At 70.3% G+C, this 18,457-nt stretch carries 16 protein-coding genes; 15 read left to right on the forward strand and 1 reads right to left on the reverse strand.

Annotated elements, in window-relative coordinates:
* Position 1 precedes the first annotated feature (1 nt).
* Positions 2-1,093, forward strand: coding sequence for a glycosyltransferase family 2 protein (locus E1295_RS09595; RefSeq protein ID WP_132629721.1), 1,092 nt, complete (start codon positions 2-4; stop codon positions 1,091-1,093).
* Positions 1,090-2,760 carry a glycosyltransferase family 2 protein gene (locus tag E1295_RS09600; RefSeq protein ID WP_132629723.1) on the forward strand — a complete coding sequence of 557 codons (1,671 nt, stop codon included), beginning with the start codon at positions 1,090-1,092 and terminating at the stop codon, positions 2,758-2,760. The genes E1295_RS09595 and E1295_RS09600 overlap by 4 nt, the downstream gene beginning before the upstream one ends.
* Positions 2,761-2,821: 61 nt before the next feature.
* Here the strand turns inward: E1295_RS09600 and E1295_RS09605 are convergent, their stop codons facing one another.
* A complete protein-coding gene (locus E1295_RS09605; RefSeq protein ID WP_132629725.1) occupies positions 2,822-4,288 on the reverse strand; it encodes a glycosyltransferase family 2 protein in 1,467 nt (488 codons plus the stop codon).
* 182 nt (positions 4,289-4,470) lie between these two features.
* Between E1295_RS09605 and thrC the strand changes: the two genes are divergently transcribed.
* The 13 genes from thrC (at position 4,471) to E1295_RS09670 (ending at position 18,403) form a co-directional block, all read left to right on the forward strand.
* Complete coding sequence (thrC, locus tag E1295_RS09610; RefSeq protein ID WP_132629727.1) at positions 4,471-5,529, forward strand: threonine synthase; 1,059 nt, start codon at positions 4,471-4,473, stop codon at positions 5,527-5,529.
* Positions 5,530-5,583: 54 nt separating this feature from the next.
* The gene (thrB, locus tag E1295_RS09615; protein ID WP_132629729.1) at positions 5,584-6,495 is read left to right on the forward strand and encodes a homoserine kinase; all 912 of its coding nucleotides are present in this window, start codon (positions 5,584-5,586) and stop codon (positions 6,493-6,495) included.
* Positions 6,496-6,952: 457 nt separating this feature from the next.
* Positions 6,953-8,971 carry a transcription termination factor Rho gene (gene rho, locus E1295_RS09620; RefSeq protein ID WP_132629731.1) on the forward strand — a complete coding sequence of 673 codons (2,019 nt, stop codon included), beginning with the start codon at positions 6,953-6,955 and terminating at the stop codon, positions 8,969-8,971.
* Between the two features lie 213 nt (positions 8,972-9,184).
* Positions 9,185-9,403: a 50S ribosomal protein L31 gene (gene rpmE, locus E1295_RS09625; protein ID WP_132334085.1), complete on the forward strand. Its 219-nt coding sequence runs from the start codon at positions 9,185-9,187 to the stop codon at positions 9,401-9,403.
* 87 nt (positions 9,404-9,490) lie between these two features.
* Complete coding sequence (gene prfA / locus E1295_RS09630; protein ID WP_132629733.1) at positions 9,491-10,543, forward strand: peptide chain release factor 1; 1,053 nt, start codon at positions 9,491-9,493, stop codon at positions 10,541-10,543.
* Positions 10,540-11,394: a peptide chain release factor N(5)-glutamine methyltransferase gene (gene prmC / locus E1295_RS09635; protein ID WP_132629735.1), complete on the forward strand. Its 855-nt coding sequence runs from the start codon at positions 10,540-10,542 to the stop codon at positions 11,392-11,394. Before prfA ends, prmC begins: the two co-directional genes overlap by 4 nt.
* Positions 11,395-11,516: 122 nt before the next feature.
* A complete protein-coding gene (locus tag E1295_RS09640) occupies positions 11,517-12,164 on the forward strand; it encodes an L-threonylcarbamoyladenylate synthase (RefSeq protein ID WP_132629737.1) in 648 nt (215 codons plus the stop codon).
* Positions 12,165-12,339: 175 nt separating this feature from the next.
* Positions 12,340-14,532, forward strand: coding sequence for a hypothetical protein (locus tag E1295_RS09645; protein WP_132629739.1), 2,193 nt, complete (start codon positions 12,340-12,342; stop codon positions 14,530-14,532).
* On the forward strand, positions 14,532-14,906 hold the full coding sequence (locus E1295_RS09650; RefSeq protein ID WP_132629741.1) for a hypothetical protein: 375 nt from the start codon (positions 14,532-14,534) through the stop codon (positions 14,904-14,906). The genes E1295_RS09645 and E1295_RS09650 overlap by 1 nt, the downstream gene beginning before the upstream one ends.
* A 50-nt stretch (positions 14,907-14,956) precedes the next feature.
* Positions 14,957-16,222 (forward strand): serine hydroxymethyltransferase, encoded by a 1,266-nt coding sequence (locus E1295_RS09655; protein WP_132629743.1) that lies wholly within the window; start codon positions 14,957-14,959, stop codon positions 16,220-16,222.
* A 57-nt stretch (positions 16,223-16,279) separates the two neighbouring features.
* On the forward strand, positions 16,280-17,569 hold the full coding sequence (locus tag E1295_RS09660) for a glycosyltransferase family 4 protein (protein WP_181957969.1): 1,290 nt from the start codon (positions 16,280-16,282) through the stop codon (positions 17,567-17,569).
* A 130-nt stretch (positions 17,570-17,699) separates the two neighbouring features.
* Entirely contained in the window at positions 17,700-18,122 is a 423-nt protein-coding gene (locus tag E1295_RS09665; protein ID WP_132629745.1) for a Cg1360 family ATP-synthase-associated protein, read from the forward strand.
* A 119-nt stretch (positions 18,123-18,241) separates the two neighbouring features.
* Positions 18,242-18,403 (forward strand): AtpZ/AtpI family protein, encoded by a 162-nt coding sequence (locus E1295_RS09670; protein WP_132331985.1) that lies wholly within the window; start codon positions 18,242-18,244, stop codon positions 18,401-18,403.
* Positions 18,404-18,457: the final 54 nt, after the last annotated feature.

Raw genomic sequence — 18,457 nt, forward strand, 5'->3', positions numbered from 1 at the left:
CATGTCCGCCACCCCACCCGCCGCCACGCCCGGCGGCTTCGTGCGCACGCCGGAGGAGGGGCTGGGCCGCCTGCACTGGGCGGACGGGCAGTGGGTGGCCGACGGTCAGCCGCCCGACGTGCCGGGGCTGCGCCCGCTGCGCGGCCTGGAGGTCGAATGGCCCGCCGCCGCCGTGCCGCTCGACGGCCTGCTGAGCCTGGCCGCCGCGGGTGTTCCGCTGACGGCCGAACACGCGGAGCCCTGGGTGCCGGCCGGCCTCGCCGCGCTACTCACCGACCGCGACTGGCTCCGCCACACCGCCGACGGCACCGCGCGATCCCTCGCCGACCTGCGGCGGGAGGAGTACAGCGTACGCCTGCGCCGGCTGGCGCACCCGGTCACGGGCCGCCCGAAGATCAGCATCGTCATGTCGAGCAAGCGGCCCGGCCTGATCGGCGCCGCGCTGGCCCAGATGGAACGCCAGCGCGACGTCGAGGTGGAGGTGCTGCTGGGCCTGCACGGGGTGGGCTTCGAGCAGGTGAGCGAGGCGGTCGAGGCGTGCTCGCTGCCGGTGCGGTGGATCGAGGCCGGCACGTCGGTGCCGTTCGGCGAGGTGCTCAACCGCACGGCCGCCCAGGCGAGCGGCGACCACCTGGCGAAGTGGGACGACGACGACTGGTACGGCCCCCGCCACCTGGCCGACCTGTGCATGGCGATGTCCTACACCGGCGCCGACGTGGTGGGCACGACCGCCGAGTTCTTCTACCTGGAGCCGCTGAAGGCGACGATCAGGCGTACGACGTTCGCGAGCGGGGCGCGTTATCCGAGCGAGGTGTGGTCCGATCATGTCGCCGGAGGAACGATCATGGTGTCCCGTGCAAAATTTGAGGAAATAGGGGGATTTCCTGCTGTGCCGCGTGCTGTCGATCTCGAGTTCCTGAAGGCCGCGCAGAAGGCGGGCGCGCGGATCTACCGTACCCACGGGCTGGGTTACGTCCTGCGCAGAGGGCTCAGCAGCGACCACACCTGGCAGCTGCCGCTCGCCCACTTCCTCAAGGTCGCCGCGAGCCAGTGGCGCGGCTTCCGCCCGAGCCTGCTGATGGAAGCCGCATGACGCCACCGAGGGACGCCGACGGCACGCCCGCCCAGCGCACCTCCACCGGCCCCGTCAGGGTGCGCGGCAACGACTACCGGGTGCTCGGCCCGCCCGAGCTCGTCACCCCGGAGCTCAAGGTCAGCGTGGTCATCCCCGCCTACGGCGGCCAGGACAAGCTCGACCTGGTGCTGCAGGGGCTGGCGCGGCAGAGCTACCCCGCGGAGCTGACCGAGATCATCGTCGTCGACAACGGCACCTCGCCTCCGCTGCGCCTGCCCGGGGGCACGGGGGCCCGCCTGGTCGTCTGCGACAAACCTGGCAGGGCCGCCGCCCGCAACGCCGGACTCGCGCAGGCCACCGGCGACGTGATCCACTGGCTCGACTCCGACGTGGTGCTCACGCCGGGCGCGATCGAGGCGCACATGCGCTGGCACCACGCCGCCCCCTACGCCGTCGTGACCGGCTACATCAGGTTCACCGAGGCGCCGCTGCCCGAGGTGCTGCCCGACGATCTGGAGGCGGCCTTCGAGCCGGCCGAGCCGCACGCCTGGATCGTCGACCTGGTGGAGCGCACCGACGGGCTCACCGCCGATCCGCAGCGCCCGTTCAGCCTGCACGTCGGCGGCGCGACCTCCGTCAACGCCCGCCTGGTCGCGGCGGCGGGCCCGATGGACGACGACCTGGTCCTCGGCCAGGACACCGAGCTGGGCTACCGCCTCGCCCAGGCGGGGGCGGTGTTCGTCCCCGAGCCGCGGGCCCGCGCCTACCACCTCGGGCCGACCATGCGGATGCGCGACAAGCAGCCCATCGACCGCGTGAGCCACGCGTTCGTGGCCGATCGCATCCCGGCCTACCGCTGGTTGCGCGGCCATCCCGCGCGGCGGTGGAAGATCCCGTACGTCACCGTCGTGATGGACGGCACGGCCGGATACGACACCGTGCGGCCCGCGGTGGACGCCCTGCTCGCCGGCACCGTACCCGACCTGTCCGTGCTCCTCGTCGGCCCGTGGGAGCGGCTCGGCGGCGAACGCCGCGCGCCGCTGAAGGACCCCGACCTCGAACTGGTGCTGGTCCACGGCCACTACACCCACGAACACCGGGTACGCCTGGCGGCCTCGGAGCAGATCGACCCGTCCGTGCCCTTCGTGCTGCGGTTGCCGCCCGGCTGGGCGCCCGGGGAGGACACCGTCGCCCGCCTGCTCGACCTGGCCCACGACGAGGGACTCGGCCTGGTCAACGTGCTGCTGCACGAGTCGGCCGACGGCGTCGTCGCCGCCCGGCTCGAACGTACGTCGGCTTTCGCCAGGGCGCGCATGGTGGCGGACCCGGAGGAAGACCTCGACGACGCCGTGGACACCGTGTCGGGCGTCGCCTGGGTCGACGGCGAGAGCTACGGCTTCACCACCGAGCCCGCGCCGCCGGCCAAGAGGCGGGCGGCGTACAAGGCCCACGTCGAGGCGCAGGCGGAGGCCGCGAGGCGCGCCGACGAGAACGAGCGGCTGCGGGCACAGGTGGCGAAGTGGAAAGAGGAGTCGGGGCGCTGGCGCAAGAGCGCGGTCGAACTGCGCCGCGAGGTCGGCACTCTGCGCCGCCAGATCTCCGCCGCCAACCGCGCCCAGCGAAGCCTGCGCGTGCTGGTGTCCACCACCATGAAGCGCGCCCTGCGCAGACGCCTGGGCGGCTGACCACCGCGGGGGCCGCTTGTGCCCCGCGTGCCGTCAGCCGGGGCTTGTGCCTCGCGTGCCGTCAGCCGGGGCGCAGGGCCGACTTCAGGCGCCTGAGCAGGGTCTTCTCCGGCGGTTCCGCCGCCGTCACCTGGGAGGGGATGGTGACGGGCTCAGGCGCGGGCGGCGCCGGCCAGTAGCGGTCGGGCGGCTCGTGGCGTACGCCATGGGTCGTGCCGATGACGTCGTCGAGGTCCGCGCCCTCGTCCGACAGGAGCAGGGCGCGGCCGAGCGCCGAGGTGCGTTCGAGCCGGGCGCTCCGGCCGTCGGCGAGGTCCACGACCAGGACCCCGGCGAGGTCTTTCTGCACCGACTCGATCATGCGCTCCAGCGTCGCCCGGTGCAGCGGCACATCCACGGGGCCCCGGTAGCGGAACGGCGACGGCGCGGGCGTCGGGGCGGCCTCGTCGATGAGGCGTACACGTTCGTCGTGCGCGAACAGGTCACGCATCAGCCGCAGCTCGAAGTCCGGGTCGGACAACGTCACGCGCCGCTCGTCGTCCAGCCGCGACCACGGCCCGACCAGCGTCACCACGACGTCCTGCAGCTTGCCGTCCAGCGCCGCCGCCACCGCCCGCCGCACCGCCGGCTCGGCCGCGCCGGCCACGTCGAGCACGATCTCCACGTACGGCACCAGCCAGCGCCGCCCGCGGTCCTTGCGCAGGTCCCTGCGCAGCGGGATCCGGTGCACCAGGTACGGCTCGACCGCCCGCACGGCGCGCTCCCTGTCACGATGCTGCGAGGGCAGCCCCAGGTGCACGGCCTGCGCCTCCATCTCGGGCACGAACACCACGCCGTACATCGCCAGCCGGTAGGAGAACTCGGTGTCCTCGCCGCGCACCACGTTCGGGTCGAGGCCGCCCACGGCGTGGAAGATTTCCCTGGGCAGCGCGAAGGTCGGCCCCGTGCACACGTGGTAGGGGTTGCGGCTCTTGCGCAGCCCGTCGGTCTTCGCGATCGTCGCCTCGGTGGAACTGGGCAGGGCCTCGGCCAGGTCGAACACCTCGTCCAGGCGCCGCGCCGAGAAGACCTGGCGCGGCGTCACCGGGGGCGTGTCGACGAACTTCTTCATCCCGATGCTGACCAGGTAGTCGGTCGCGTGGTGCCAGCGGGCCATGGCCTCGATGTGCTCGCGGCAGGCCACCATGTCGGCGTCGAGCCGCTGGATGATCTCGCCGTCGGCGGCCTTGACGCCGGTGTTGACGGCGTTGGAGATGCCCCAGCCGTCGCGTACGCGGACGACGCGGGTGTTGACCGGCCTGAGCTCGGGCAGCCGGATCGGCGGATCGCTGCCGTCGTCGACGACCAGGACCTCCATGAGATAATCCGGGTACGTCTGCGCGGCCAGCGCCGCCAGCGTCAGCTCGAGCCCCTGGCCGCCGTGAGCCGGTATCACCACGCTCACGGACAGGTCAGGTGACCAGGCGCCGAGCTGCGGAACCGCTACTGGTGAATAGTCGTTCTGCCTCAGAGCAGGACGCGCGTTCATGGTGGTGACCCCCTGGCCGAGACCTTATCGGGAGATGCTGAGAATTTCCTGAATAGTGCCCCTGTCCAACGCCTGTTCCGGGCAGGGGTACGGAACCCGCGTCCGTCCTGTGGACGCGGCTCCGCGACGGTCGTCCGCACCCCGTACACTCTGTGCCGAACACCGCAGGTAGGGAGTCCATCATGAGCAGGTCGTGGCGCGGTCTCATCGAGGAATACCGCGAGCGTCTTCCCGTGACCACGAAGACGCCCGTCGTCACGCTGCTCGAAGGCGGCACGCCGCTGGTGCCCGCGCACCGCGTCTCCGCCCTGACAGGGTGCGACGTCCATCTCAAGGTCGAGGGCGCCAACCCGACCGGCAGCTTCAAGGACCGCGGCATGACCGTGGCCATCAGCAAAGCCGTCGAAGAGGGCGCCAAGGCGGTCATCTGCGCCTCCACCGGCAACACCTCGGCCTCGGCCGCGGCCTACGCCGTGCGCGCCGGCCTGACCTGCGCCGTGCTGGTGCCACGGGGGAAGATCGCCATGGGCAAGCTGGCCCAGGCGCTCGTGCACGGGGCCACGCTGCTGCAGGTCGAGGGGTCGTTCGACGACTGTCTCGAGATGACCCGCAAGCTGTCGTCCAACTACCCGATCGCGCTGGTCAACTCCGTCAACCCGTTCCGGCTGCAGGGGCAGAAGACGGCGGCGTTCGAGATCGTCGACGCGCTGGGCGACGCCCCCGACATGCACTGCATCCCGGTGGGCAACGCCGGCAACATCTCGGCCTACTGGATGGGTTACCGCGAATACGCCGACGACGGGGTGTCCACCAAGCGGCCCCGCATGTTCGGCTTCCAGGCCAGCGGGGCGGCGCCCATCGTGCAAGGGGCGCCCGTCTCCCATCCGCACACGATCGCCACCGCCATCCGCATCGGCAACCCGGCGTCCTGGTCGCTGGCCACCTCGGCCCGTGACGAGTCCGGCGGGGCCATCCAGGCGGTGACCGACCGGCAGATCGCGGCGGCGTACAAACTGCTGGCGCAGGAAGAGGGCGTGTTCGTCGAGCTGGCGTCGGCGGCCAGCGTGGCGGGCCTGCTGCAGGCGCACGAGCAGGGCATGGTCGAGCCCGGGCAGCGGATCGTCTGCACGGTCACGGGCAACGGCCTCAAAGACCCCGACTGGGCCATCTCGGGCGCGCCCGCGCCCGTGGTGATCCCCATCGACGTCCACGCCGCGGCGGCGGCGCTCAACCTCGCCTGACGTCACGCAGGGGCGGCGGGGACCACGGGGGAAGTGAGGAATCATGAGGGAAACGTGAGCAGCACCGTTCAGATCCGCGTGCCCGCCACATCGGCCAACCTGGGGCCGGGCTACGACACGCTCGGGTTGGCACTGAGCCTGTACGACGAGGTCGAGGCCACGCTCACCGCCGAGCCGGGCGTCGCCGTCACCGTCGAGGGCGAGGGAGCCGGGCAGGTCGACCTCGGAGAGGGCCACCTGGTCGTCAAGGCCATGCGCAGGGCGTTCGCCCGCATGGGCGCGCCCCAGCCGGCCGGGATCCGCCTGCGGTGCCGGAACTCGATTCCGCACGCGCGCGGGCTCGGGTCGTCGTCGGCGGCCGTGTGCGCGGGCATCCTCGCCGCGCGGGCATTGTCCGGCGTCACGGGCTTCTCCGACGACGACGTCTTCGCGCTTGCCACCGAGATGGAGGGCCATCCCGACAACGTCGCTCCATGCCTGGCCGGAGGGCTGACCGTGGCATGGTGCGACCACACGGGGACGCCACGTATGGTGAAGCTGGCTCCCGACGAGCGCATCCGCCCGGTGGTCGTGGTCCCGTCGACCCGGCTGTCCACGGAGGCGGCACGGGGGCTGCTGCCGAAGGACGTGCCCCACAAGGACGCCTCCTTCAACGCCGGCAGGGCCGCGTTGCTGATCGCCGCGCTGACCCTACGGCCCGAGCGGGAGATTCTGCTCGCCGCGACGGAAGATCGTCTCCACCAGCCTTACCGCGCGCCTGCCATGCCGCAGAGCGCGCATCTGGTAGAACGTCTGCGTGCGGTGGGCGTGCCCGCGGTCGTTTCGGGAGCGGGTCCCGCGGTTCTTGCGTTTTCTGCATCGGATTCGCAGGATTTGATCGCGCCAGAAGTGGGTAATGACTGGCACATCCAGCAAATGGACGTCGACCCGGTTGGTGCGAACGTTCAGTTCCCCGAGACACGCTGATGCCTCTTTAGACCTTCAGGGAATAGCCGTGTGCGCTGGTGATGTTAGGCTGATAGCCGCACCAGATGCCCCCTTGGTGGGTGCGTGCTTGTCAGCCACACATCGCTGCATCATGCTTCACGTCGCGAGGCGTGAGCAGCGCGGCTGTCTCCCCGGAATCCGTTGCCTCCGGTTGGCCCACACCCGGTTGGCTCAACGTGAGGTGGCGACGACGGGGACCTGCGCGTTCGAATCATCTCGACATCTGGTTGGCGACAGCAATCTGGGGGGTGTCAGCCACGCGCCACGGTCCTGTGGCGGCCTGGACGAGCCCCTCCCCAAGAGTGGCGGCCGTCTCCAGCGACAGCCGAAGATCGCAGAGTGCACCCCGACCCGGTCTGTCCCGCCGGATCGCAAGCACCTCCGGGACGCCCGGCAGAACAAAACCGGCGCCCGACCCCTGGGAAGGACCTTTTAGTTGAGCGACACCACCGAACTCCTCTCCGACGCATCAGGCGCTGAGCCCGCGTCCGGCGACACCCCCACCCGCGCCCCGGCCAAGCCGCGTGCGCGTCGCTCCGGCACCGGCCTGTCCGCCAAGGTGCTGCCCGAGCTGCAGAAGATGGCGGCCGAGCTGGGCATCAGCGGGACCGGACGCATGCGGAAGAGCCAGCTCATCGCGGCCATCCAGGAGAAGCAGGGTGGCGGTTCCGGAGAAGGCGCATCGGCTCCCGCAGCCGCGTCCGAGGCATCCACCTCGGCCCCGGCGGAGGCGGCGCCCGCCGCGGAGCGGCCCGCGCGGACACGCAGAGAGCGGTCGCGCAAGACCGCGGAAGAGCCCGCCCAGCAGCCCGCCGCGCAGGCCGCCGCCGCGGAGCCGGCGGCCGCGAGCGCCGCGACTTCCGTGGCCTCCTCCGCGCCCGAGCCTGTCGCCGCCCCGGCCGAGCCGGTCGTCGAGCAGCAGCAGGCGCAGCCCGTGGAAGCCGGCCAGAACGACACGCGGCACGAGCGCTCCGAGCGCGGCGAGAGCCGCCGCGAGCGCCGCAGCCGGGGTGAGCGGCGCGACCGCGGTGACCGCAACGACCGCAACGACCGTTCCGGCGGCGACCGCTCGGAGAGCAGCCGTGACGGAGGCCGTGACGGTGGCCGTGACGGGGGTCGCGACGGCCGTGACGGGCGCGACGGCGGCCGTGGCGACCAGCGCACCGACTCGGGCAACCGTAACGACCAGCGCAACGACCAGCGCGGCGGCGATGACGACGAGCGTGGCGGGCGCGGGCGCAGGGGCCGCTTCAGGGAGCGCAACCGTGGCCGCGGCCGCGACCGCTTCGACAGCGGCGAGCCGGTCATCGGCGACGACGACGTGCTCATCCCGATCGCCGGCATCCTCGACATCCTCGACAACTACGCGTTCGTCAGGACCAGCGGCTACCTGCCCGGCAGCAACGACGTCTACGTCTCGCTCGCCCAGATCCGCCGCAACGGCCTGCGCAAGGGCGACGTCATCACCGGCGCCGTGCGCCAGCCCCGCGAGGGCGAGCGGCGCGAGAAGTTCAACGCTCTGGTCCGCCTCGACACCGTCAACGGCATGGACCCCGAGCAGGCCCGCAACCGGCCCGACTTCAACAAGCTGACGCCGCTCTACCCGCAGGAGCGCCTGCGCCTCGAGACCGAGCACAACATCCTGACCACGCGGATCATCGACCTCGTGTCGCCGATCGGCAAGGGCCAGCGCGGTCTCATCGTCTCGCCGCCCAAGGCCGGCAAGACGATGGTGCTGCAGTCCATCGCCAACGCGATCACCCGCAACAACCCCGAGTGCCACCTGATGGTCGTGCTCGTGGACGAGCGGCCTGAAGAGGTCACCGACATGCAGCGGTCGGTCAAGGGCGAGGTCATCCACTCGACCTTCGACCGTCCGGCGGAAGACCACACCACGGTCGCCGAGCTGGCCATCGAGCGGGCCAAGCGCCTGGTCGAGCTGGGCCATGACGTGGTCGTCCTGCTCGACTCGATCACCCGCCTCGGCCGCGCCTACAACCTGGCGGCCCCGGCGTCCGGTCGCATCCTGTCGGGCGGTGTCGACTCCACCGCCCTCTACCCGCCCAAGCGCTTCTTCGGCGCCGCCCGCAACATCGAGAACGGCGGCTCGCTGACGATTCTCGCCACGGCCCTGGTCGAGACCGGGTCCAAGATGGACGAGGTCATCTTCGAGGAGTTCAAGGGCACCGGCAACATGGAGCTCAAGCTCAACCGCTCCCTGGCCGACAAGCGCATCTTCCCCGCGGTCGACGTCGACGCGTCCGGCACGCGCAAGGAAGAGATCCTCATGGCCAAGGAAGAGCTCCAGATCGTCTGGAAGCTGCGCCGGGTGCTGCACGCGCTCGACATGCAGCAGGCGCTCGAGCTGCTCCTGGAGAAGATGAAGGAGACCAAGTCCAACGCGGAGTTCCTCCTGCAGGTCCAGAAGACCACGGTGAGCAACGACCGCGACTGACGGGCCTCGTCGCGTGAGAGAGGCGGCCGGGGGATTCCCCGCCGCCTCTTTCGGCGTTCCCGCAGGCGGGCGGAGGTCTGGCCGTGGGATCGGGAATGCCTGATGGCCTGGGATGGTTGCACGATCTGGCACACTGGTAGCTGACCATTTTGCGGTTCCGGTTCACGCCATGCGTTCACGGCGACCCGGCGGCCGCAGCCCGAAAGGACAGCGATGAAGCGCGACATCCACCCCGAATACCACGTGACGCAGGTGACCTGTTCCTGCGGTAACACGTTCACCACGCGAAGCACCGCGAAGAACGGCGTGATCCACGCCGACGTGTGCTCCGCCTGCCACCCGTTCTACACGGGCAAGCAGAAGATCCTCGACACCGGCGGCCGAGTGGCTCGCTTCGAGAAGCGCTTCGGCAAGAAGGCCGCGGGCAAATAGCTTCACCGACGCCGGCCCGGACGCACCCCGGTGCGCCGGGTCGGCGTTGTTGGTTGCGAAGCCTCCACCCACGACGAAGGACGCACGGTGAATCTCGATGAGTTGCTCAAGGAGTATTCCGAGCTGGAGTCGCAGCTCGGAGATCCCGCCGTGCACGCCGACCAGCACAAAGCCCGCACCCTCGGCAGGCGCTACGCCCAGCTCACGCCGATCATCGGCACCTACCGCGAGCTCGAGTCGGTCCGCGAGGACCTGACCGCCGCCAAAGAGCTGGCCGGCGAGGACGAGACGTTCGCCTCCGAGGCGGCAGAGCTCGAAGAGCGCGTCCCCCAGCTGGAAGAGCGGCTCAGGCACCTGCTCATCCCGCGCGATCCCAACGATGACAAGGACATCATCATGGAGATCAAGGCGGGCGAGGGCGGCGAGGAGTCCGCGCTGTTCGCGGGCGACCTGCTGCGCATGTATCTGCGCTACGCCGAGCGGCTCGGCTGGAAGACCGAGATCATCGACAGCCAGCCCTCCGACCTCGGGGGCTACAAAGACGTGACGGTCGGCATCAGGGCCAAGGGCGACGAGGGCGTGTGGTCCAGGCTCAAATACGAGGGCGGCGTGCACCGCGTGCAGCGGGTGCCCGTCACCGAGTCCCAGGGCCGCATCCACACCAGCGCCGCGGGCGTGCTCATCTACCCGGAGGCGGAGGAGGTCGACGTCCAGATCGACCCCAACGACCTGCGCGTCGACGTCTACCGTTCCAGCGGCCCGGGCGGCCAGAGCGTCAACACCACCGACTCGGCGGTCCGCATCACCCACCTGCCGACCGGCGTCGTCGTCTCGTGCCAGAACGAGAAGAGCCAGCTGCAGAACAAAGAGTCGGCGTTGCGCATCCTGCGCGCGCGGCTGCTGGCCATCGCGCAGGAGGAGGCCGACGCCGCCGCCCAGGCCGAGCGCAAGTCGCAGGTCCGCACCGTCGACCGCTCCGAGCGCGTACGCACCTACAACTTTCCGGAAAACCGCATCTCCGACCACCGCGTCGGCTTCAAGGCGTATAACCTCGACCAAGTTCTCGACGGCGAGCTCAACGCCGTCACCCAGGCCCTCATCGACGCCGAGATGGCGGAGAAGCTCGCACAACACTCATGACATTTCTGCTGGACGAGATCGCCCTCGCCACTGCCCGGCTGGCCGAGGCAGGAGTTCCCTCACCGCGCACAGACGCTGAGGAGATCGCGGCGTTCGTCCACGGCGTGCGCAGAAGCGAGCTCCACACGGTCAGAGACTCCGACTTCGACGCCCTGTTCTGGGAGGGCGTCGCCAGACGCGAGGCCCGCGAGCCGCTGCAGCACATCACCGGCCACGCCTACTTCCGCTACCTGGAGCTGGCGGTCGGGCCCGGCGTGTTCGTGCCGCGGCCGGAGACCGAGGTGATGGCCGGCTGGGCCATCGAGACGCTGCGCGCGATGGACGTCACCGCCCCTCTGGTGGTCGACCTGGGCACCGGCTCGGGCGCGATCGCGCTGTCCATCGCCCAGGAGGTGGCGCTGTCCGAGGTCCACGCCGTCGAGGTCGACCCCGGGGCGTACACCTGGGCCAAGCGCAACATCTCCGAGCACGGTCAGGGCCGCACCCACCTGCACCCGGAAGACCTCGCCGAGGCGCTGCCCGAGCTCAACGGCAAGGTCGACCTCGTCATCTCCAACCCTCCCTACATCCCGCCCGGTGCGATCCCGCGCGACCCCGAGGTGCGCGACTACGATCCGACCCGGGCTCTGTTCGGCTCGGGCGACGACGGGCTCGGCGAGGTGCGCGCGGTGGAGCGCACGGCCCGCCGCCTGCTGCGTCCCGGCGGCTGGGTGGCCGTCGAGCACGCCGACGAACAGGGCAGGGCCGTCTATCTGACGTTCCCCGAGGACAACGGCTGGCGTGACGTACGCCTGCGCCAGGATCTCACCAGACGAGACCGCTTCGTCACGGCCCGCCTGGGCCAGGACTAGGATGCACGCCAGCGGCCCGACCTTCTCCCGCACGACGAGAGAGAGCGAAGCCACCGAACGAGTTGAGGGGAGGAGGCCTCGGAAGCGCCGCTCTTGGCCGAGCGGAGCGAGGCGCCATCACCGTGGGAAAACGTTATGACTGCTCCGACCTTGAGCAGCGGACCGAAGGGCTGACGGAGGCCGCGGCCGCCGTACGCCGCGGCGAGCTCGTGGTGCTGCCGACCGACACCGTCTACGGCATCGGCGCCGACGCCTTCACCCCGGCGGCGGTCACCGAGCTGCTCGACGCCAAGGGCCGGGGCCGTGACATGCCGCCGCCGGTGCTGGTGGGCACCGTCAGGGCCGCCACGGCGCTCATAGACGACCTGGGGCCTTACGGGCAGGACCTGATAGACGCGTTCTGGCCGGGGCCGCTCACGCTCGTCTGCAAGGCCAACAGGGCCCTTTCCTGGGATCTCGGCGACACCAAGGGCACCGTGGCCGTGCGCATGCCGCTCCACCCGGTCGCGCTCGACCTGCTCAAGGAGACCGGGCCGATGGCCGTCTCCAGCGCCAACCGCTCCGGCGCGCCCGCCGCCACCACGGCGGAGGAGGCCGAGGAGCAGCTCGGCGAGTCTGTCGCGGTCTATCTCGACGCCGGCAAGACCACCGACCAGACACCCTCCACCATCCTCGACCTCACCACGGCCGTGCCCAGAATGTTGCGGAGAGGGGCGATCCGGGTGGAGAAGCTGCGCGGCATCATCGGCTACGTCGCCACCGACGACTGACGTATACCGGCTGCTTATTCCGGCTGCGGCGGCGGCCCGGCCAAATTACGGTGAGGCGCGGAGCGGCTGCCAACGAGAAACCTGCTCATCAGACTGCCGCCCCGCTGTCGTTCCTGGCCACGGCCGCGGCGGCAGTCCAGGTGGCGGGTTTCTCATCCGACGTCGGGAGTGGCCCATGGGCAAGTTCGACGGCATGGATCCCAAGCTGGTCCGTGACCTGCTGGCCGAGGTGAAACACGCGGCCTCGCAGATGCGCAAGGTCGAGGACCAGGTCCGGCTCACCATGAACAGAGCCGGGCTGTCCACCCAGACCACCCACCGCCCCGCCATGATCGCCGACGCGGTCGACGACATGGTCAAGGACGTCAACGTCCGGCTCGGGGTGCTGGAGAAGCGGGCCGACCCGCCCGGGATGGGCTCGGGCGCGACCGACGATCCCAAGGGGGTGCGGGGGGATCGGGAGCGGTACGAGAATCCGCGCGCCGACGACAAACCCGACCAGGCGCCGCCGAAGAAGACCGACGATCCGCCGAAGAGCGGTGATGCTCCGCCGAAGAGCGGTGATGCACCGCCGAAGAGCGGTGATGCGCCGCCGAAGAGCGGCGACGCTCCGCCCAAGACCGGTGATGCTCCGCCCAAGAGCGGCGACGACTCGCCCAAGACCGGTGATGCGCCGCCGAGGTCTTCCGATGACCCGCCCAAGAGCGGGGACGCTCCTCCCAAGACGGGTGACGACCCGAAGGCCGACCAGGACAGGGGCGAGGGCAAGGGCGACACCGACGTTCCGAAGAGGGATGACGGGAAGACGTGCGAAGAGCCTCGTACCGATGAACAGCCCCGGGCGGAGGACGGCGCGAGGGCCGGTGACCAGCCTGTCGGCCTGCCCAAGGACGACGAGCTGGACAGCAGGCGCGATCGCGGCGCCGAGCCCGAGACCGGCACAAGAGACGACCCGTCCGACACTCCGGCCCAGGATGGGCAGGATGTGAACAAACCGCAGGTCGTGGTGGTCGACGGGGTCAAGGTGCTGCAGGTGCCGCTCGACCCGCCCACCGCCGAACAACTCGAAGACCTGCTGGAGAACACCGACAAGGTGGCTCCGGCGGAAATGCCCCGGATGCCGGCCGACAACACCACCACCGGCGCCAACGTCAACGCATGGGCGAACGACGGCAGCGACGTGGTGTCCGCCGGCACGACCCCGCCCGGCCAGGACGCGCTGAGGACCGTGGTGGAGCAGCACCGCGACATCCCGCCGCTGGACATGCCGGGGGTCGAGGGTCCGGCGGGTGGGGACGCGGGGACTGCTCCGCCGACCAAGGACACGGGGGCCGTTCCGCCGACCAAGGACGCGGGGGTCGTTCCGCCGAGCGCCGGTGACGCGACCACCCCGCCGTCGGGCGAATTGAACGGCGACGGCACCTGCACCCCCGGCACCGAGGGGCCCCCTGGCGGCACGGGCGATCGAACGCCCGGTGACCAGGGTGACCGTGGGGCCGGTGATAGAGATGCCGGTGATCGGGGTGACCGTGGGACTGGTGACAGGGATGCCGGTGATCGGGGTGACCGTGGGACTGGTGACAGGGACGCCGGTGACCAGGGTGACCGTGGGGCCGGTGACAGGGACGCCGGTGACCAGGGTGGTCGTGAAACCGGGGATCGAGGGACCGGTGACCAGGGTGGCCGGGGGAGGCAAGGCGAACCGGTCACGATTCCGCCGACGAGTCCCTCGGCCGAGCCGCCTGCCGGCGGTTCCACGGGTACGACGGCCACGACGCCCGTCGCCGACCTCGGTCACGCAACGGAGCAGGGAGACGGGACGACGACCGTGTACGGTGCGGATCCGCGTCACGTAGGTGGCGACGGCCCGGCCTACACGGTGCAGATCGCTTACGGCACAGAGCCTCCCTACGACACCGGATCCGCCTACGACACCGGATCCGCCTACGACACCGGATCCGCCTACGACACCGGATCCGCCTACAACACCGGTTCTCCCTACGGCACTGGATCGCCTTACGGCAGCGAGCCCCCCTACGGCACTGGATCGCCTTACGGCAGCGAGTCTCCCTACGACAGCCAGCCTGCCCGTACCGGGACCGCCGACACGACCGAGTCCGGGCAGCGGCCCGGTAGTGGCGCGACGGCGGGGGACGGCGGGGATGTGGTCTCCGTGGACGTCACCCCGCCCGGCCTGGACGCGCTCAGGACGGTCATCGAGCACCACAGGGACATCCAGCCCGCCGACATGCCCTCCGTCGAGGTCCCCCCCGGTGAGTACGGCGAGGGCCGGTGGGCGCCCGAGGACATCAGGCCGGACGGCAAGGCGGGGTCGGTCGATCCCGGCACGCCGGAAAGGAGCGCGTGATGTACGTGGACCCGCCCGCCCCCAAGGCCAGGCAGCACGGCGAGACCCCGCCCATCAGCTCGACGGGCCCCCTGGACGACCCGCAGCGGGCCTGGGAGTTCAATCCCGACTACCAGCGCCTGGTCGTCGCGTGGAACACCGTCCTGCCGCGGCTGGAGGAGCTCAAGACGGTCCTGGACAAGGCGTACGGGCTGGCCAAGAGCCCGCAGACGTGGGACGCCCCGGTGGGCGAGCGCTACGTCAAGGACATCAGGGAGTGGCGCACCAGGTTGTCGGCCTACCGGCATGCCGTGTTGACGGCGATCAGCGACGAGGCCGCCGACACACCGAGGTGGATCCAGACGACGGCGAACGCGCCGCACGCGTTCCAGTGACGGAGGAGTGCGGGCATCACCTTTCGTGAGGAAAGTCGTACAGTGGGGAAATGGGTGCGCAACCCTACTACGGTCCCGACTTCGGGCTGCTGCGCAGGCAGGATCCCGAGCTCGCGCAGGTGCTGCTGGACGAGCTCGAACGCGTGCGCGGCGGGATCCAGCTGATCGCGAGCGAGAACTTCACCTCGCCCGCCGTGCTGGCCGCGCTCGGTTCGACGCTGACGAACAAGTACGCCGAGGGCTATCCGGGCAGGCGCTACTACGGCGGTTGCGAGGTCGTCGACCGGGCGGAGCGGCTGGCGATCGAGCGGGCGCGCCGGTTGTTCGGCGCCGAGCACGCCAACGTCCAGCCCCACTCCGGCGCCTCGGCGAACCTGGCCGCCTACGCGGCGCTGCTCCAGCCGGGCGACACGATGCTGGCGATGGCGCTGCCGCACGGCGGCCATCTCACGCACGGCTCGAAGGTGAACTTCTCGGGAAGATGGTTCGACGTCGTGTCGTACGGGGTGCGTCGTGACAGCGAACTCATCGACTACGACGAGGTGCGGGACCTGGCGCTGCGGCACCAGCCGAAGCTGATCGTGTGCGGCGCCACGGCGTACCCGAGGCTGATCGACTTCGCGGCGTTCCGCGGCATCGCGGACGAGGTGGGGGCGTGGTTGCTGGCGGACGTGGCGCATCCGATCGGGTTGATGGCGGGCGGCGCGATCCCGTCGGCGGTGCCGTACGCGGACGTCGTGACCTTCACCACGCACAAGGCGCTGCGCGGGCCGCGCGGCGGCGCCATCCTGTGCACGCGGGAGCTGGCCGGCCGGATCGACCGGGCGGTGTTCCCGTTCGTGCAGGGAGGGCCGCTCATGCATGTGGTGGCGGCCAAGGCGGTGGCGTTCGCGGAGGCGGCGCGGCCGGAGTTCGCGGGCTACGCCAGGAAGGTGATCGCGAACGCGCAGGCGCTGGCGGAGTCGCTGGACACGGAGGGCATGCGGGCCGTGTCCGGGGGCACCGACACGCATCTGGCGCTGGTCGACCTGCGCGGGGTCGGGGTGACGGGGGTGGAGGCGGAGCGGAGGTGCGCGGCCGCGGGCATCACGCTCAACCGCAACGTGATCCCGTATGATCCCGAGCCACCGGCGGTGACGTCGGGGATCAGGGTCGGCACGCCGTGCGTGACGACACAGGGCATGGGGCCCGAGGAGCTGAAGGAGCTGGGGTCCCTGGTGGCCAGGGTCGTGCGCGATCCGGGCAGTGCGGAGGAGGTCAGGGCAAGCGTGGCGGGCCTACTCGCCATTCATCGGCCATATCTCAGCGAATTTTGAGCCGGTCTGTGTCGTTTTCCGGTCACAGGCGGCCGGAGCATCCGGGAAACTAGGTTCGTGCGCGAATACCTCTTCATGGCGCTCATCTCGGCAGCGGTGACCTACCTGCTGGTGCCGCTCGTGCGCCGCTTCGCCATCGGCATCGGCGCCATGCCCGAGGTTCGCGAGCGCGACGTGCACACCACGCCGACGCCCAGGCTGGGTGGTCTGGCGATGTACGGCGGCCTGGTCGTGGGGCTGCTCGTGGCCAGCAGGCTCACCCACACGGGCGCGGCGCTGGCGGAGTCCGACGGCGACGCGGTCACGGCGCTGATCGTCGCGGGCGGGCTCATCACCCTCACCGGCTTCCTCGACGACTGGTGGGGCATGGACGCCTTCGTCAAGCTCGCCGGGCAGATCGCGGCGGCCGGTGTGCTGGTCTTCTTCGACCTGCGGCTGCTCTACATCCCGCTGCCGCAGGACTGGGGCGGCTCCACCAGCCTCGACTACACGCTCAGCACCGTCATCACCATCATGGTGGTGGTCGTGACCATCAACGCGGTCAACTTCGTCGACGGGCTCGACGGCCTGGCGGCGGGGGTCGTGTGCATCGCCGGCATGGCCACCTGGGCCTATTCGATCTTCCTGGCCGACGAGATCAGCGGCGGCCGCATCACGACGACGGCCGCCATCGCCGCCGTGCTCATCGGGGCGTGCCTGGGTTTCCTGCCGCACAACTTCCATCCGGCGAAGATCTTCATGGGCGACACGGGGGCCATGCTCATCGGGCTCGTGCTCGCCTCGTCGATCGTCACCGTGACGCCGCTCGACCCGGCGATCATCGAGGGCATGAACAAGGTGCCGGTGCTGCTGCCGCTGCTCCTGCCGGCGGCGGTGCTGGTGCTGCCGCTGGTCGACCTGATCACCGCGGTGGTGCGGCGCACCTCGCGCGGCCTGTCGCCGTTCGCGCCCGACCGCGGCCACCTGCACCACCGGCTGATGGACATCGGCCACTCGCACCGCAGGTCCGTGCTCATCATGTACGCCTGGGCGTTCCTGTTCGCCTTCGGCATCGTGGGCATGTCCACGATCGGCGTGCCGGTCCTGCTGTTCCCCGTGGTCATCGTGCTCGCGCTGGCCGTTCTGGTGCTGATGGCCCTGCCGCGCTGGCGGGGCAGGGGCGGGGCGCACACGGCGTCGCGTGACGACCCTGACGACGACGGCCCGCCCACGGGCCCGATGCCGCCGGTTCCGCCGGAGCCCCAGGTCAGACGGCATATGCCGCCCCCCGGAGACGGTCCGGCAGCGCAGGGCCGCTCATCGGCAGAGGGCAAACCGGTCATTCCCGCACATCCGGGGCGTTCGTGATCCCGAACTAGAAACGGCAGGTAAAAGCGGTCTTCCGTGAGCTTGTGATATCTTTCACGAGCAGGGACTCCAGACCGACTGGTTCTGGAGGTAGCAAACGCTCGCTTGACAACAGGCTGATGGAGCACCGATGCAGGCCAATGACGTGCGCGTCCTCAAAAGCGCCGCGATTCCGACCTCTGTGGTTGGGGTGGTCGCCGTGCTGGTCGCTTTCCTGTCGGCGGGCGGCAAAGGCGCGCTCGGCGCGGCCATGGGTGCCCTGCTCGTCGGCATCTTCTTCAGCATCAGCGTCGTCGTGGTCTCCTACGCCGCCCGCGTCTCCCCGCAGATGATGGCGATCGCCGCGATGGTCAGCTATCTCGTCAAGGTCCTGGCCATCATGGCCGTGCTGTCGGCTTTCCGTGACACCACGGCCTGGAACACGCAGGCATTCGCGTGGTCCGTCGTGGTCTGCACCCTCGTCTGGACGGGCTTCGAGGTCCGCGCCTTCATGAAGACCAAGATGCTGTACGTCGACCCCGAGGCCGGTGCGCCGCGAAAGGGCGACGCATGACGCTCCTGCTTGGACGGGGTCCGATATGACTAGTCCTTTGTTCGCCTGCTATCGTCGGGCCCGCGATGAGCGCACAGGAACGCCGACCAGAGAAAGACGGTCGCGACTTCGCCGACGCCATGTGGTCAGTCCCCAGCTCACTACTCGCCGGGATGGCTATCTATGGCGGCCTCGGATGGTTGCTGGACCGGTGGTTGGGCATGTCCGCGTTCTTCCCCATAGGCGTGGTCCTCGGGGTTGTGCTCGGAGGCTATCTGGTCTACCGGAAGTTCGGTCGCTAGCCCGGAGCAGCAACCACTTCGCTGAGGTAACTCTTGTGATCCACTACGACGTTG

It is taken from the genome of Nonomuraea mesophila (assembly GCF_004352805.1).
In the GTDB taxonomy this organism is placed as follows: Bacteria; Actinomycetota; Actinomycetes; order Streptosporangiales; family Streptosporangiaceae; genus Nonomuraea; species Nonomuraea longispora.